This is a genomic window from Brevundimonas sp. LPMIX5 (genome assembly GCF_003576505.1).
Lineage (GTDB): Bacteria > Pseudomonadota > Alphaproteobacteria > Caulobacterales > Caulobacteraceae > Brevundimonas > Brevundimonas naejangsanensis.
The window spans coordinates 41747-56835 of record NZ_QWTZ01000006.1 but is presented as its reverse complement, the minus strand read 5'-3'; the positions used below and the strand labels follow the sequence as shown (position 1 = coordinate 56835).

The 15089-nt window shown below is 66.3% G+C and carries 12 protein-coding genes and 1 tRNA gene; all 13 read right to left on the bottom strand.

The window, feature by feature from the left end:
• Positions 1-9: 9 nt before the first annotated feature.
• The 13 genes from D1604_RS08045 to D1604_RS07985 all read right to left on the bottom strand — a co-directional run bounded on the left by D1604_RS08045 (position 10) and on the right by D1604_RS07985 (position 15086).
• Entirely contained in the window at positions 10-1590 is a 1581-nt protein-coding gene (locus D1604_RS08045; protein WP_233551959.1) for an alkaline phosphatase D family protein, read from the bottom strand.
• Between the two features lie 65 nt (positions 1591-1655).
• Positions 1656-3890 (bottom strand): TonB-dependent receptor, encoded by a 2235-nt coding sequence (locus tag D1604_RS08040; RefSeq protein ID WP_119412874.1) that lies wholly within the window; start codon positions 3888-3890, stop codon positions 1656-1658.
• 27 nt (positions 3891-3917) lie between these two features.
• Positions 3918-5240 (bottom strand): aspartate aminotransferase family protein, encoded by a 1323-nt coding sequence (locus D1604_RS08035; RefSeq protein WP_119412873.1) that lies wholly within the window; start codon positions 5238-5240, stop codon positions 3918-3920.
• A gap of 133 nt (positions 5241-5373) precedes the next feature.
• The gene (locus tag D1604_RS08030) at positions 5374-7578 is read right to left on the bottom strand and encodes a TonB-dependent receptor (RefSeq protein WP_233551958.1); all 2205 of its coding nucleotides are present in this window, start codon (positions 7576-7578) and stop codon (positions 5374-5376) included.
• Between the two features lie 281 nt (positions 7579-7859).
• Positions 7860-8426, bottom strand: coding sequence for a cupin domain-containing protein (locus D1604_RS08025; RefSeq protein ID WP_233551957.1), 567 nt, complete (start codon positions 8424-8426; stop codon positions 7860-7862).
• 4 nt (positions 8427-8430) lie between these two features.
• Positions 8431-9717: an acetylornithine deacetylase/succinyl-diaminopimelate desuccinylase family protein gene (locus tag D1604_RS08020; RefSeq protein WP_119412872.1), complete on the bottom strand. Its 1287-nt coding sequence runs from the start codon at positions 9715-9717 to the stop codon at positions 8431-8433.
• Between the two features lie 10 nt (positions 9718-9727).
• Positions 9728-10840 (bottom strand): 3-isopropylmalate dehydrogenase, encoded by a 1113-nt coding sequence (leuB, locus tag D1604_RS08015; protein ID WP_119412871.1) that lies wholly within the window; start codon positions 10838-10840, stop codon positions 9728-9730.
• Positions 10824-11588 carry a glucose 1-dehydrogenase gene (locus D1604_RS08010; RefSeq protein ID WP_119412870.1) on the bottom strand — a complete coding sequence of 255 codons (765 nt, stop codon included), beginning with the start codon at positions 11586-11588 and terminating at the stop codon, positions 10824-10826. The genes leuB and D1604_RS08010 overlap by 17 nt, the downstream gene beginning before the upstream one ends.
• A gap of 17 nt (positions 11589-11605) precedes the next feature.
• The gene (locus tag D1604_RS08005) at positions 11606-13051 is read right to left on the bottom strand and encodes an aldehyde dehydrogenase family protein (protein ID WP_119412869.1); all 1446 of its coding nucleotides are present in this window, start codon (positions 13049-13051) and stop codon (positions 11606-11608) included.
• Between the two features lie 169 nt (positions 13052-13220).
• Entirely contained in the window at positions 13221-13439 is a 219-nt protein-coding gene (locus D1604_RS08000) for a hypothetical protein (RefSeq protein WP_119412868.1), read from the bottom strand.
• Between the two features lie 68 nt (positions 13440-13507).
• Positions 13508-13720 (bottom strand): hypothetical protein, encoded by a 213-nt coding sequence (locus D1604_RS07995; RefSeq protein ID WP_119412867.1) that lies wholly within the window; start codon positions 13718-13720, stop codon positions 13508-13510.
• Between the two features lie 225 nt (positions 13721-13945).
• A tRNA-Ser gene (locus D1604_RS07990) sits at positions 13946-14035 on the bottom strand.
• 97 nt (positions 14036-14132) lie between these two features.
• A complete protein-coding gene (locus D1604_RS07985) occupies positions 14133-15086 on the bottom strand; it encodes an NUDIX hydrolase (protein ID WP_119412866.1) in 954 nt (317 codons plus the stop codon).
• Positions 15087-15089 lie beyond the last annotated feature (3 nt).

Genomic DNA, 15089 nt, shown 5'->3' with positions numbered 1-15089 from the left:
TGGCGGGGATCATGCGGCGACGGCGCCGGGGCGGCCCGATTCAACGGTCCAGGATTTCAGGGTCGACAGGCTGGCCTTGGGATCGCGGACGTCGCTGATGACCTGATAGCGCGTATCCATGCGGTCGGGGCGCACGTCGATCGACATATAGCCGCGCGGGCGGCTGTCGAAGAACTTCACCTGCGGATTATTGGGCATGACGGCCATCAGCCCGTCGTAGCTGGGGCCGGTCGAGGTGATGGAGGTGCCGACGAACTCGGTCGCCACGGTGGCCGAGGACGGGTCGCGGCTGTCCAGCTTAACGTCATTGGTCCAGAAGGAGTGGTAGTCGCCGCTGAGCACCACAGGGTTGGACGGCTTCAGCTCGGACAGGGCGGAGGTCAGGCGGTCGCGCGCGGCGGGGAAACCATCCCAGGTGTCGGTCCAGTAGCGGTTTTCCTCGGCCGGGCTGCGGGCCAGACGCAGGCCTGCCATCACCAGATTCTGGCCGAGGATGTTCCAGCGCGCCTCAGCGCGGGCCAGGCCATCATACAGCCAGCGCTCCTGCTCGAAGCCGAGGAAGGTGCGTGACGGGTCCAGCCGGTCGGTGCAGGTCGCGTCGGTGACGATCTGGCCCTTGCCGCCGTTCTCGCCGTCGCTGCACGGCTGTTTCGAGCGATACTGGCGTCCATCCAGCATGAAGAACTCGGCCAGCCTGCCATAGCGGACGCGACGATAGATCGGCATCTGCAAGGCGGCGCTCAGGCGCGTGCGGCGGATGGGCATGGCCTCGTAGAAGGCCTGATAGGCGGCGGCGCGGCGTTGCAGGAAATCGCTGGGCGCGACGCCGGAAACCTTGGACCAGACGCCGGAATAGTCGTCCTGAACCTCATGGTCGTCCCAGATGGCGACGCAGGGGGCGACGGCGTGCAGACGCTGAAGGTTCGCGTCGGTGCGATGCAGGGCGTAGCGGTTGCGATAGCCGGCCAGCGTCGTCGCTTCTTCGAGGTTGTAGGGACGCACCACCTGATCGGCGCGATCCGGCCCCAGGCTGTATTCATAGATGTAGTCGCCCAGGAACAGGGTCAGGTCAGGCTGTTCGTCGGCCATATGGCCATAGGCGCTGAAATAGCCGCGCTCCCAGTGCGAGCAGGAGGCGACGGCCAGACGCAGGCGGTCGGCGGCGGCGTTCGGAGCGGGCGTGGTCAGGGCGCGGCCGGTCGGACTCTGCTGGCCCTCGGCGGTGAAGCGATACCAGTAGGGGCGGCCGGGGGCGAGGCCCGCGATCTCGACATGGACGCTGTGGGCGGCGTCGCTTGAGGCGGTCACATCCCCGGCGGCGACGATGCGGCGGAACTGGTCGTCGGCAGCGACTTCCCAGCGCACCGGAATGTTTGCGGACAGGCCGCCCAGCCCATCGGCGGCGAGGGGATCGGCGGCAAGCCGGGTCCAGATGACGAAGCCGTCCGGAGCTGGGTCGCCGCTGGCGACGCCCAGCGGAAACAGATAGGCGCCGCCCGCCTGCGCCCGGCCGAAACTCAGCACGGCGGGCGCGACGACCAAACCCGTGAGCAGGGCGCGACGATCAAGGCGGGGGGCGGAATAAGCCATCATACCATCAGCAAAAGGCGCAAGGCGGGCCGGCGGAACCGGCCCGTCTTGCTTGGGAGGGAGCCTTAGAAGTCCATCGACAGCCGCACGCCATAGGTGCGGCCCTGGCTGGGCGAGGTGGTCGGCCGCGATGAGCTGTTGAAGCCGTTGCGGGTCTCTTCGTAGTAGGTGTTGAACATGTTGCGCACCCACAGGCCCGCCCGCCAGTTGGCGCCGGCCGGTGAAACGCTGAAGTTGGCGTTCCACAGCCAATAGGCGTCGATGATCGAGGCCGAGCTGACCGAATAAAGTTCGTCGCGATAGTTGTAGTTGGTCTCAGCGCGCAACTCCCAGCCTGCCATATCCCAGTCATAGCCGACCGACCCGCCATAGTTCATCTTGGGGAAGCCTAGGCGCTCACCCGAGCGGTCATTGGCGATGATGATGTCCCAGGGGCCGTTTTCGGGGTTGGCTGCGACGGTCGCGGCGGAATCAATGGCGAAATACTCGTCATATTTGCCGGATTTGTATCCGACGTTCTGGGTGATGGTCAGACCATTGATCGGCGCCCATACCAGTTCCACCTCGCCGCCCCAGATGTGAGATTTGGGCACGTTGGTGATCTTGCCGAGGCGGCCGGTTTCGCGGCTGAACTCAATCCCTTGAACCTGCTGGTCCTTGTAGTCGTAGTAGAACAGGGCGCCGTTCAACCGCAGGCGACGATCGAACAGATCGGACTTGATCCCGGCTTCATAGGCGATGACGATTTCCGGCTTGAACGGCGTGGCCGAGGTCGCGTTGTAGGTCGTGAAGCCCCCCGATTTAACGCCTCGGGCGACGCTGGCGTAGAACAGGGCGTCATCCGTCAACGCGTATTCCAGACCCAGGCGGCCCGAGACCTCGTTCAGATCGGTGTCGTAGGTCACCGGCGGCGGCGGGGCCGCAGGCGCCACGACGGTGCCGAAACTCGTCAGGCTTCGCGTTTCCGTCTCCCAACGCAGGCCCGCGATCAGGTTCAGCCGCTCGTTCACCTGATAGGAGTTGTGCGTGAAGATGCCGAAAGCCTTGACGCCTTGATCGTAAGCCGTGTTGATCAGGCTGGACAGGAAGTCGGGCGGGGTGGACCCCCGGAACTCGGTGTAAAAGCCCCCGTCGATACTCTCATTTGCGTAGTGGGCGCCGATCATCCACTGCAGAGGGCCGTCGCTGGTCGAGCTCAGGCGTAGTTCCTGAGCGAAGACATTGATGTCATTGTAAAAGTAGACATCAGACTCCTGGAAGCGCGTGCCGTCCCAGTCGTTGTACTCCTTGCGGGAGAAGGTCTGGTAGGCGGTGATGGACGTCAGGTCCGCCCAGCCGAGATCGGCCTTGATGCGGGCGCTGAGGTCGAAACCGTCGTTGTCCCTAAACGGTTTGGCGTCGGTGGAGACGCCCGCCACATCGGCCAGGCGCTGGGAAATGCCCCAGCCGGTGATGCGCCAGGCGGTGTCTTTGGGATAGGTGACGCTGCCGTTGGCGACCTTGTACGGGCCCAGCAGGCGGAAGCCGCGCCCGTCGGACTTGTCGATCGAATAGGTGGCGGCCAGGTCGGCGGTGACCGTCTCGCTGACGTCCCAGGTCAGGCGGCCGCGAATGGCGGTCTTGTTCAGGTCGCCCAGCTTTTCGCCGGTGTCGCGGTGGTATTGCCAGGCGCCGCCCTGCTCGGTGACGGCGGCCAGACGGCCCAGCAGGGTCGGGGCGATCTGGCCCGAGACATAGCCCTCGACCTTATAGCGGTCGAACGTGCCGTATTCGGCGTTGAAACCGGCCTGGAAATCGGCGGTCGGGGCGTTGGTGATGATATTGACGGCGCCGCCGGTGGTGTTGCGGCCGTACAGGGTGCCCTGCGGTCCGCGCAGGACTTCCAGACGGGCGATGTCGAACATCGCGCCCTGCGTGGTCACGGTGTAGGGGTGGGCCACTTCATCGACATAGATGCCGACGGTCGAAGCGTTGTTCGACGAGTATTCGCGCGCGCCGATGCCGCGGATGCGGAACTGGGGCTGACCGCCGCCGAACTGGCTGTCGACCTCCATGTTGGGGACGGCGTTCTCAAGATCGTTGACGACCGAGATGCCCTTCTCATCGAGCTGTTCGCCGCCGATGACGCTGAGCGATACGCCGACGTCCTGGCTGGCCTGTTCGCGGCGCTGGGCGGTGACGATGATCTCATCGACGCGCGTCGCCTGCTCTCCCGAGCGAGCGTTGCTCTGAGCATTGGCGTTGGAGAAAGCAGCTATTGTCAGTAAACTGACAGAAGATGCCAAGATATATTTGTTCATATCGTCCCCCTCAATACCATTGTTATTCTAACTTATGGTTTTGATGATGCTGGAAAGGCGATCGATCAACTCGTCGATCTGGTCGCGGCTGATAATCAAAGGAGGCGACAGCGCGATGACATCTGCTGTAACCCTTACTAGAATTCCGTCATCGAAGGCGCGGTGGAAGGCTTCCGTGGCGCGGGCGCCGGGCGCGCCGGGACGGGGTTCAAGCTCAATTCCCGCGACCAGACCCATGTCGCGGATGTCGATGACATGCGGCAGCCCTTTCAGACTGTGCACGGCGTCCTGCCAGTAGGGCGTCAGTTCGGCCGCGCGCTGGAACAGGCCTTCGTTCTCATAGACGTCCAGCGTCGCCAGCCCGGCCGCCGCCGCCAGCGGGTGGCCGGAATAGGTGTAGCCGTGGAAGAACTCGATGCCCGGCCCGGCCGCGCCCTCGACCACGGCCTGATAGACGGCGGCGCTGACGCCGACAGCGCCCATCGGCACGGCGCCGTTGGTCAGCCCCTTGGCGCAGGTCATCAGGTCGGGCGTGACGCCCAGGGCCTCGGCCGCCGTCAGGGCGCCCAGACGGCCGAAGCCGGTGATGACCTCGTCAAAGATCAGCAGGATGCCGTGCTGCGCCGTGATCTCGCGCAGACGCTCCAGATAGCCAAGCGGCGGCACGATCACCCCGGCCGAACCGGACATGGGCTCGACGATGACGGCGGCGATGGTCTCGGCGCCGTGGGCCTCGATCAGAACCTCCAGCTCATCGGCCAGGTGCAGGCCCCAGCTCGGCTGGCCGCGCGTGAAGGCGGCTTCCTCGAGATTCAGCGTGTGGGGTAGGTGATCGACGCCGGGCAGGGTGAGAAAGCCGCGCCTGTTATTCTCCAATCCACCCACGGAAATGCCGCCGAAGCCGACGCCGTGGTAGCCCTTCTGGCGGCCGATCAGGCGGGTGCGGTTCTCGAACCCTCTGGCGCGCTGATAGGCGAGGGCGATCTTCAGGGCGCTGTCCACCGCCTCGGACCCCGAACCGGCGAAGAAGACGTGGTTCAGGTCGCCCGGCAGCAGCATGCCCAGACGCGACGCCAGCTCGAACGCCAACGGATGGCCCAGCTGGAAGGTCGGGGCGTAGTCGAGAACCTCGGCCTGACGCTGGATGGCCTCGACGATCGGCCGGCGGGCGTGGCCGGCGTTGACGCACCACAGGCCGGCGGCGCCGTCCATCACCGCACGACCGTCCGGCGTGAAGTAATGCATGTCCTTGGCCGAGGCGAACAGGCGCGGCTGCGCCTTGAAGGCGCGGTTCGCCGTGAACGGCATCCAGAACGGATCGAGGTCGTTGGCGGCTTTGGCAGCGGTCATGCGGTCATCCTCTGTCTTTCGCCAGTAGCGGCCGAACCGCAGCGAAAGGGAAGACTGTTACTTCGGTGATTTAATGTACGGATAAATATAGACAATTTGTCCGCGTGCTCGATTATGTGAGCGCTCTCAACGCTCAGTAGCGAAGCGTCAGCCGCGCGCCGATCGTGCGAGGACGGCCCGGCTGGGCGATGTCCGCGCTGGTGAAGAAGTTGCGCGTCAGATCGTAATCCTGATCGAACAGGTTGCGCGCCCAGAAGGCGATGGACCAGTCGGCGTCTTCAGGCCCCACGGTGATGCTGGCGTTGGCCAGCCAATAGGCCTCGACGTCGTATTTCTGGCCCAGCCAGGACGGGTATTCGTCGCGATAGCTGTAGTTGGCCTCGGCCGTGACGGCGAAGCCGCCGACGATCCAGTCATAGGAAATCGAGCCGCCGTAGGACCAGGCGGGGAAGGGAATCTTCTGGCCTGACTTGTCGATGTAGACGGCTGTGCCGGGCGTCTGCTGGCAGGCGCCGATGTCCAGGTCGACGAAGTCGGTGTACTCGCCCTTCTTGTAGCTGAGGTTCTGGCTGATACGCAGGCCCGCCGCCGGGCGCAGGACGCCCTCAAGCTCGGCCCCGTAAATCTTGGAATCGGCGTTGGTGAAGCGGCCGACCGGGCCGTTGGCGCCGCAGACGGCCGACAGCACCTGCTGGCCGTTGTAGTCGTAGTAGTAGGCCGCGCCGTTGATCTGGACCGCGCGCGACGGGTCGGCCTTGAAGCCCAGTTCATAGGCCCACAGGATTTCAGGATCGAAGGGCTCGATGCCGCTGCTGTCGCCGGTGTTGTAGGTGGTGAAGCCGCCCGACTTGGCGCCCCGGCTGGCCGAGCCATAGAGCAGGATGTTATCGGCGGGTTTGAACTCCAGCGCCGCCTTGCCGGTCAGCGGGGTCATCTTGGTGTCGACGCTGGTCGGGGGCAGGGCGGTGGCGCCGCCGAAGGCCGAACCGAAGCCTTCCAACTCGCGGGTTTCTTCTTCGTAGCGCAGGCCCAGAATGGCTTTCCAGCGCTCGGTGAAGGCGTATTCGGCTTGGCCGAACAGGCTCCAGGACTCGACCTTCTGGTCATAGGTGACCTGGGCGTAGGTGTTGTAGATGTCGATGAAGTCCGAGAAGTAGCGCTCGTGCAGATCCTGTTTCGAATAGTAGAAACCGGCCACCCAGGTCAGGGGGCTGTCGTTGTCCGACGCCAGACGCAGTTCCTGTGAAATCACGTCTACGTCACTGCCGAAGAAGGTATCGGCCTCGACCGAGGGGCTGGAATCCCAGTCGCCGTATTCGCTGCGCTCCAGCGTCTCATAGCTGGTGATGCTGGACAGGTTCATGCCCTTCAGCGCCAGATTGGCGTTCAGCGAGGCGCCCCAGGATGAGTTGTCCCGTCCCGGTTTGGCGTTCACATCGCGGCCGATGGCGGCGGCGAAGCGTTGCGACAGGCCCCAGCCGGTCTTGGAGCGGTCCTTGTCGGCGGGGATCAGATAGCTGGGGCGGTTGACCGCGCCGGTGTGCAGGTCGCTGATCAGATACAGGCCCTGGTTTTCCGATTTGTCGACGCCGCCGTGGACGTCCAGCAGGGCCGTGAAGGTCTCATTGGGCGTCCATTCCAGCAGGGCGCGGGCGCCGGTGCGGTCGGCGTCGCCCAGGCTTTCGCCCGTGTCGCGGTTTCGCTGCCAGGCGCCGCCTTGCTCAGTCGAGACGGCCAGACGGCCGCGCAGGGCGCCAGTCAGCGGGCCTGAGACATAGCCTTCGCCCCGGAACAGGTTGTGACTGCCCCATTCGGTCATCAGGCCGGCGGACAGTTCCTCGGTCGGGCGCTTGGTGACGAAGCTGATGGCGCCGCCGGTGGTGTTGCGGCCGTACAGGGTGCCCTGCGGCCCGCGCAGCACCTCGACCCGATCGATGTCGAAGATCAGCCCCTGCGTCATGACCGGGACCGGATAGGCGACCTCGTTCACATAGACGCCGACGGTGGGCGAGTTGTTGGAGGCGTAGTCCTGAAAGCCGACGCCGCGCATGCGGAACTGGGCCGCGCCGCCGCCGAAGGCCGGTTCTACCTCCAGGTTGGGCGTGGCGTTCTGAAGCTGGTTGACGTTAGTGACGCCCTGCTGCGTCAGGCTTTCGCCGCTGAGGACGCTGAGTGCGATGCCCACGTCCTGAGCCGCCTGTTCGCGGCGCTGGGCGGTGACGATGACCTCGTCCACCGTGGTGGCGGCGGGCTCGTCCGGCGCGCGCTGCGCGGCGACGGAGGTGGCGGACAGGGCCAGCAAGGCCCCGGCGGAAACGCTGACCATCAGACGATTCATCGTCTTCCTCCCCATGAGGCCGCCGCAGTCTTTGAAGCCGCGTTCAGCCGTCGCGACCGGGACAGCCCGATCGCCGAACTATCTTCGTAGCCGACATTTTGTGCAATGCAGCATTCGTTTGCCGTTGCAACGATCGGCCGCGAAAAACCCTCTTCCCTCGGCGATCAGTAGCCGCTTGATGAGGAATTTGGGCAAGGCTGTTTCTTTGTTTGCCTAGATATCTGTCCAATATAGAGAAAATATTCCAATGATCGGAATATCGATCATTCGCAACGGCCCCGTCAGAAGGTTGGCGGCGTGCATGCGCTGATGACCACGCAGGGGCAGTCGCCGATGTTGCGGAAACGGTGCGGCAGGACGCTGGGGAACAGATAGCCTTCGCCCGCCTTCAGCACGCGCGACTGGCCGTCGACGGTGACTTCCAGACGGCCCGAGATGATCATGCCGCCTTCTTCGCCTTCGTGAGACAGCATGACCCGGCCGCTGTCCGAGCCGGGCTGATAGGTCTCGTAGAGGATCTGAAGGCTGGAATCCTGGCTGGAGCCCAACTGGCGATAGGAGACCTCGCCGCGCGAGATGTCGGTCAGTTCGTCGTGGCGATAGAAGTATTTGGTCGGGGTCTCGAACTCCGAGCTGAAGAAGTCGCCCAGCGAGATGCCCGCCGCGTCCAGCAGCCGTTTCAGCGAACCGACGGATGGGCTGGTACGGCCACTCTCGACCAGACTGACGGTGCTGGACGGCACCCCAGCCTTGCGGGCGAGCGCGCGTTGCGACAGGCCGAGGCGATCCCGAAGGGCGCGCAGGCGCGGGCCGATGATGTTTTCTTCTTCCATATCGCCACGCGCCACCCTGTCAGCTCCGTTTGCGGGTCAGCAGATCATAGGCCGCCCGCGCCATGACCTTGGCCGAGTTGGTCATGTCGTCGATGCCGACCCATTCGTCGGGCTGGTGCGCCAGGTCGAGCACGCCGGGGCCATAGGCGATGCAGTCTTTCAGCCGGCCGATGCGGTCGATGTGCTTCTGGTCATAGGTGCCGGGCGAGCAGACGAACTGGGCCTTTTTACCGAGCACCGTCTCGATGGCGGCGGCGGTCGTGCTGGCGACGGGACCGTCGCGGTCGGCCATGCTGGGGGCGACTTCGAACAGGTCGCGCATCTCATAGCGGAAGCCGTGACGCTGGGCCGCCAGCCCGTCGAGGATGGCCTTCACCTCGCCCTTCACGTCCTCCAGAGACTCCTCGATCAGGAAGCGGCGGTCGATGACCATGCGGCTGGAATCAGCGACGCAGGGCGCGGGCAGGCCGTCGAAGCCCTCGGCCTGGCCGCCGTGGATGGAGTTGATGTTCATCGTCGACTGGCGGGCGCCCTCGGGCACAACCGGCATGTCTGAATGGCGGGCGGCCATGGCGGGATAGAGCTTGGATTCGAACTCTTCCATCACCGCGCCCATGTGGCGGATGGCGGAATCGCCCAGGAAGGGCATGGAGCCGTGGGCGATGCGGCCCTTGGTCTCGATCTCGGCCCACCAGACGCCGCGGTGGCCGATGCAGACCCGGTCCACGTTCAGCGGCTCGGGGATGATGACATGGTTGACCTTTGGTTCGGAGAACCAGCCGCGCTCGGCCAGATAGGCGACGCCGCCGTAGCCGCCCGATTCCTCGTCCACCGTGCCGGAGATTTCGAGCGCGCCGGGCAGGGGCAGGCCGGAATCGATCAGGGCCTCGACCGCGATGATGGATGCGGCCAGCCCCCCCTTCATGTCGCAGGCGCCGCGACCGTAGACTTTGCCGTCCTTCACCTCGCCGCCGAAGGGATCGACGGTCCAGCCGGCGCCGACCTCGACCACGTCGATATGGCTGTTGAAGTGGACGCAGGGGCCGGGCTCGCTGCCGGTCCAGCGGGCGATGACGTTGGTGCGCGGGTACTGGTCGCTGTCGCCTGGCGAGCCCTCGCCGCGCACATATTCGACGGTGAAGCCGCGCTTTTTCAGTCGCTCGCCGATGTATTCGGCGCAGGGGCGATAGGCCTCGCCCGGCGGGTTGATGGTCGGAAAACGGATCAGATCCTGGGTCAGGGCGACCAGTTCGTCGGTGCGGCCGTCGATCAGGTCCATGACGGTCTGCAGGGTCGGGGCGCTCATCGGTTGAACCTCATTCGGCGGCCAAGGCGGCCAGCACCGCGTCGGTCATCTCAATGGTGGAAACGGCGGCGACGCCGGGGTGGGCGATATCGGGGGTGCGGACGCCGCTGGACACGACGCGCCGCACGGCGCGCTCCAGTCGGTCGGCCAGGTCCGCTCGGTCGAAGGACCAGCGCAAGCACAGGGCGAAGGACAGGATGGTCGCGATCGGGTTGGCGACGCCCTGGCCCGCGATATCGGGCGCCGAGCCGTGGATCGGCTCATACAGGCCCCGGCTGCGCCCGCCTTGCTCAAGGTCGGACAGGGAGGCGGAGGGCAGCAGGCCCAGCGACCCCGTCAGGGCCGCCGCCGCGTCGGACAGGATGTCGCCGAACAGATTGTCGGTGACGATGACGTCGAACTGGTTCGGCCGACGCACTAACTGCATGGCGCAGTTGTCGGCGTACATGTGCGACAGCTCCACGTCGGGATAGTCGGCGGCGATCTCGGTGGCGACCCCGCGCCACAGGGCGCCCGTCTCCATGACGTTGGCCTTGTCCACCGAGCAGACGCGGCGCTGGCGGGTGCGGGCCAGCTCGAACGCCGTGCGGCAGACTCGGGCGATCTCGGCTTCTGTGTAGGCTTGAGTGTCGTAGGCGCGGCGTTGGCCGTCGGGGGCGACCTCGTTGGCGCGGGGCAGGCTGAAATAGACGCCCGCCGTCGCCTCGCGCACGATCAGGATGTCGAGACCCCGGATCAGGTCGGGCTTCAGCGCCGAGGCGTCCAGGAGTTCGTCGAAGCAGACGGCGGGGCGCAGGTTGGCGTAGAGATCCAGCGCCTGACGCAGGCGCAGGATGCCCATTTCGGGCCGTTGGGCGCGGGGCAGGTGGTCCCACTTCGGCCCGCCGACGGCGCCGAACAGGACGGCGTCGGCGTTGAGCGCCTGCTCGACCAAATCCTCGGCGATGGGCGCGCCCACGGCGTCGATGCTGGCGCCGCCCGCAAGGGCCTCGCTCAGTTCGATGCGCAGCCCGGCGTTCCGTGCCCAGTCGACGACGCGCAGGGTCTCGCGGATGATCTCGGGCCCGATGCCGTCGCCCGGCAGGACCAGAAGCTTGAACGGACGGTCAGATGCAGCGGCCACCGTCGACCTCCAGCGCCACGCCTGTGATCATCGAGGCGTCGTCAGAACAGAGGAAAGCGGCGGCGGCGCCCATGTCCTCGGGCGTCGAGAAGCGGCCGATGGGGATGGAGGCCAGGAATTTGGCTCGCACCTCGGGGGTGTCGGCGCCCATGAAGGTCTTCAGCAGGGGGGTGTCGCCCGCCACCGGGTTCAGGGCGTTCACCCGCACCTGGAAGGGCGCCAGTTCAACCGCCATGGCCCGCGTCGCCGTGATGACCCAGCCCTTGGAGGCGTTGTACCAGGTCAGGTTGGGCCGGGGGCTGACCCCGCCGGTCGAGGCGATGTTCAGGATGGCGCCGGACCCTTGCGCCTTCATCGCCGGGACGAAAGCCTTGGACATCAGATAGATGGCGCGCATATTGACGTTGGCGATGCGGTCGAAGGCCTCGTCCGACAGTTCGTCCAGCGGCTGGGGCGTGTGGCCGACGCCCGCGTTGTTGACCACGATGTCGATCCCGCCCAGCAGGCGCTCAGCGGTCTCGGCGAGTGCGGCCACGTCGGCGGCGCTGGACACATCGACCTTCACGCCCAGATCGGCGTCGCCCAGTTCAGCGGCCAGCGTGCGGGCGGCTTCAAGGTTCAGGTCGGCGACGATGACGCGGGCGCCTTCCTCGGCGAAGCGGCGCGCGATTCCGGCGCCGAAGCCGGAGGCTCCGCCTGTGACGATCGCTCGCTTGCCCTCCAGCCGCTTCGATCTGTTCTCCCCCAAGACGCTACTCCCTTGCGCTATCCGTGATGGGCCGCGACGGTCTTCAGGGTGGTGAAGGCGTAGAGCGCCTCGAACCCCTTCTCGCGACCGTGGCCCGATTTCCCGACGCCGCCGAAGGGCAGTTCCACCCCGCCCGCCGCGCCGTAGTTGTTGATGAAGACCTGTCCGGCGCGCAGCCGTTTCGCCAGCCGCATCTGGCGCCCGCCGTCGGCGGTCCAGACGCCTGCGACGAGGCCGTAGTCGGTGCCGTTGGCGATGGCGACGGCCTCGTCTTCCGTCCCGAACGGGATGACGACGGCGGCGGGGCCGAAGATTTCCTGCTGCGCCAGCGGATGGTCGGGCGCGACATTGGCGAACAGGGTCGGGGCGACATAGGCGCCGCCGGGCGGCAGGTCGGCCAGCGTCGCCTGCGCCACAATCAGGCCGTCGGCGCGGCCCTTGTCGATGAAGCTCTCGACCATGGCCTGCTGTTTCTTCGACACCAGCGGGCCGACGTCGCGGTCGTCCATCGCGGGGCCGACGGACAGGGCGGCGAAGCGTTCGGCCATGCGGCGCACGACTTCGTCATAGACGCCGCGCTGAACCAGCACGCGCGATCCGGCCGAGCAGGTCTGGCCCGCATTCTGGACGCCCGCGTTGACGAGGAAGGGCAGGGCCTTGTCCAGATCGGCGTCGTCGAACACCAGCTGGGGCGACTTGCCGCCCAGCTCCAGCGTCACCGGCACGGCGTTGACCGCCGCCGCCTGCTGGATGGCGACGCCCACGCCGGTCGAGCCGGTGAAGGACAGGTGGTTGATGCCCGGATGGGCGGCCAGCGCCGCGCCCGCCTCGGCGCCCGTGCCGGTCACGACGTTCAGAGAGCCTGCGGGCAGGCGGCAGTCGGCGGCGATGTGGGCGAAGGCGAGGGCGGTCAGCGACGCCTGCTCTGCGGGCTTCAGCACCACGGCGTTGCCGACGCACAGGGCGGCCACGACCGAGCGGCCGATGATCTGCATCGGATAGTTCCAGGGGATGATATGCCCCGTCACCCCGTGCGGCTCGCGCAGGGTGTAGACGGTGTAGCCGTCCTGGAAGGGGATGGTTTCGCCGTGCAGCTTGTCGGCTGCGCCTGCATAGAATTCGAGATAGCGGGCCAGGGCGACGACATCGTTGCGGGCCTGTTTGAGCGGCTTGCCGACGTCCAGCGCCTCAAGTTCGGCCAGCATGTCGATGCGGGCTTCGACCTCGCGGCTCATGCGGGCGAGGATGCGGCCGCGCTCGACGGCCGTCATGCGGCCCCAGTCTCCGTCGAAGGCGGCGCGCGCGGCCTGGACGGCGGAGTCCACGTCGGCGGCGGTCCCGGCGGCCAGAGCGCCCATGACCTCGCCCGTCGACGGGTTCTCAATCGGCAGGGTGGCGCCGTCGGCGGCGGATCGCCATACGCCGCCTATGAAAATCCTGTCCGTGGAAAATGGCGCCGCCATTCGTTTCCCGCCCATCCTGCCTGCGATCTTCTCTGAGGGATCGCTAGCCTGAGAGTGGGCCGCATTACGGATTATGCAACAAGCCCTTTTTGCGCGGGAGCTAAGTCGTTGATTTAGCGTCTGCGATGCTCAAAATATTGAGCGATACTGGCCAATCTCAACGAAAAGCTCAATCCGGGTTGGCGATCGGCGCCGTTGGCGCAGGAGCCTTGGCGGCTTCTTCTTCCAGCCTTCGGCGTTGGTCAGGGTCTTCGTCCGGCTGAGGGGTGGTGACGCTGGGATCGGGCTGTCGGTCGCGGCGTTCTGCATCGCCGGTCTCGCGGCGGGCCTGCTCCTGGAGGCTGTCTTTGTCAGCGGGGCTGCGAGGGTCTCGATCGTTTGCCGTCATCGTCTTCTCCCTGTGAAGGAGGAGAGAGCGAGGTCGTTGCTCGCACCTCTCTCTCCCCTCCACACTGTTCAGGTTCCTGTGCCAAAGCCCTTGGGACCACCGGCGCCAGCAGCGCCAGCGCCGCCGGTTGAGGGCGTCGCGCTTCGGTCAGCGGGGTTGCTGGTCTGCTCTGGATCCTGGTTGGCGGCCGCCTTCCGGGCGGCTCGGCCAGCCTCGACCTCGTCGCCATCGAGGCCGGTCTCGTCGTCGCGGTCGGGGTCGTTCGGTTGGACGTCGGTCATGACGGTTCTCTCTGTTGATTGAGTGAAATCAAGCAACAGGGGGGAAGCTGGTTCCTACAGCAGCGCTACACGAAAAGTTTGGGAACGGGGCGGGAACTGAGGGAAAACCCCAGGCGCCCCAGTGATACGCCCGTCGCTCTGGCCTGAAGACGGCGACGCCTGCCCCTCCAACCACCCAAGCTATCGGGCGGGAGCGCAATTCTACAATTTTAGGAAGGAAATGTGTGGCGGAGAGGGGGGGATTCGAACCCCCGGTACGCTTCCACGTACGCCGCATTTCGAGTGCGGTACATTCAACCACTCTGCCACCTCTCCGCGGGTCGGTAGTCCCTAATGGGGCTGAGCGAGCGGTCTCTCTAATGAAAGCCGTGTCGGGCTGCAAGCCGTATGTCGAAGAAAATCGACTGCCGCTTCAACGCTGTCCGGGAAGAGCCAGTCCCGAAGGGGCGCCGCCGGCCGGTTCGGGGCCGATATAGCGAAAAAGTTCGGCCGGGCGGCCGCCGGTGTCGCTGGCGAAAACGCCTGTGGGCTGGACCAGGCCGGTGCGCTCGACGCCGCGTCGGAAGTTCTGCTTGTGCAGCGACAGGCCCGCCACCGCTTCGGCCGCGTTCTGCAGAGCGGACAGGGTGAAGGTCGGCGGCGTCAGGTCGAACAGGACCGGGCGGTACTTCAGCTTGGAGCGCAGTCGGCCAAGGCCCGTGGCGACGATGCGGCGGTGGTCTGAGGTCATGGACAGGTCGCCCAGAGGCGCCGGGACGGGCCGGTCATGATCGCGGGCGGATTCGGCGACCAGGCCCGCCTCATAGAGAAGTTCATAGCGTTCCAGCACGCGCTCCTCGTTCCAGCGCGCGTCGGGCGAGAGGGCGAACAGGGACTCGGCGCGGCCGCGTCGGGCGGGATCATCGCCTGCCCAGTCGGTCAGATCTGAACGCAGGCTGGCCAGGACGGAGGGGCGGCCCTGGCGCCAGTCCTCCCAGGGAAAGATGTCGAAGATAGGAGTCCACGCGGCGTCCCTGCCCGAGGCGAAGCCGGGAGCGTCGGGCGCCTCGGCGGTCAGGGCCAGGTAGCCGACGGAGACTTCGCGCGCGCGTTCCGGCCCCGGCGTGGCGCGGGGCGCGGCGCGACCGGCGTCGCCGAAGGTGTAGAGCTGCTCGACAAAGCCGAGCGGGAAGCCGGTCTGTTCGGTGACGAAGGCGCGCAGGGCCAGTTCAAAGGTCCGGTCGCGCGACGGATCGAACGGGCCGAAGGGCAGGGCGGAGGCGCCGTCCGGGGCATGTGTGGTCAGCACTACGGCCTGACGTTCGCGCAGGGCGATGACCACGGCCGACAGGCCGATCCGCACGCCCTGTTCGCCCCCCTGCTTCATCAA

Bases quoted from the DNA above. Each gene is read 5' to 3' on its own strand.
- D1604_RS08045 (WP_233551959.1), bottom strand. From the start codon at position 1,590: ATGGCTTATTCCGCCCCCCGCCTTGATCGTCGCGCCCTGCTCACGGGT.
- D1604_RS07995 (WP_119412867.1), bottom strand. From the start codon at position 13,720: ATGACCGACGTCCAACCGAACGACCCCGACCGCGACGACGAGACCGGC.
- D1604_RS07985 (WP_119412866.1), bottom strand. From the start codon at position 15,086: ATGAAGCAGGGGGGCGAACAGGGCGTGCGGATCGGCCTGTCGGCCGTG.
- D1604_RS08005 (WP_119412869.1), bottom strand. From the start codon at position 13,051: ATGGCGGCGCCATTTTCCACGGACAGGATTTTCATAGGCGGCGTATGG.
- D1604_RS08020 (WP_119412872.1), bottom strand. From the start codon at position 9,717: ATGAGCGCCCCGACCCTGCAGACCGTCATGGACCTGATCGACGGCCGC.
- D1604_RS08040 (WP_119412874.1), bottom strand. From the start codon at position 3,890: ATGAACAAATATATCTTGGCATCTTCTGTCAGTTTACTGACAATAGCT.
- D1604_RS08030 (WP_233551958.1), bottom strand. From the start codon at position 7,578: ATGAATCGTCTGATGGTCAGCGTTTCCGCCGGGGCCTTGCTGGCCCTG.
- D1604_RS08035 (WP_119412873.1), bottom strand. From the start codon at position 5,240: ATGACCGCTGCCAAAGCCGCCAACGACCTCGATCCGTTCTGGATGCCG.
- D1604_RS08000 (WP_119412868.1), bottom strand. From the start codon at position 13,439: ATGACGGCAAACGATCGAGACCCTCGCAGCCCCGCTGACAAAGACAGC.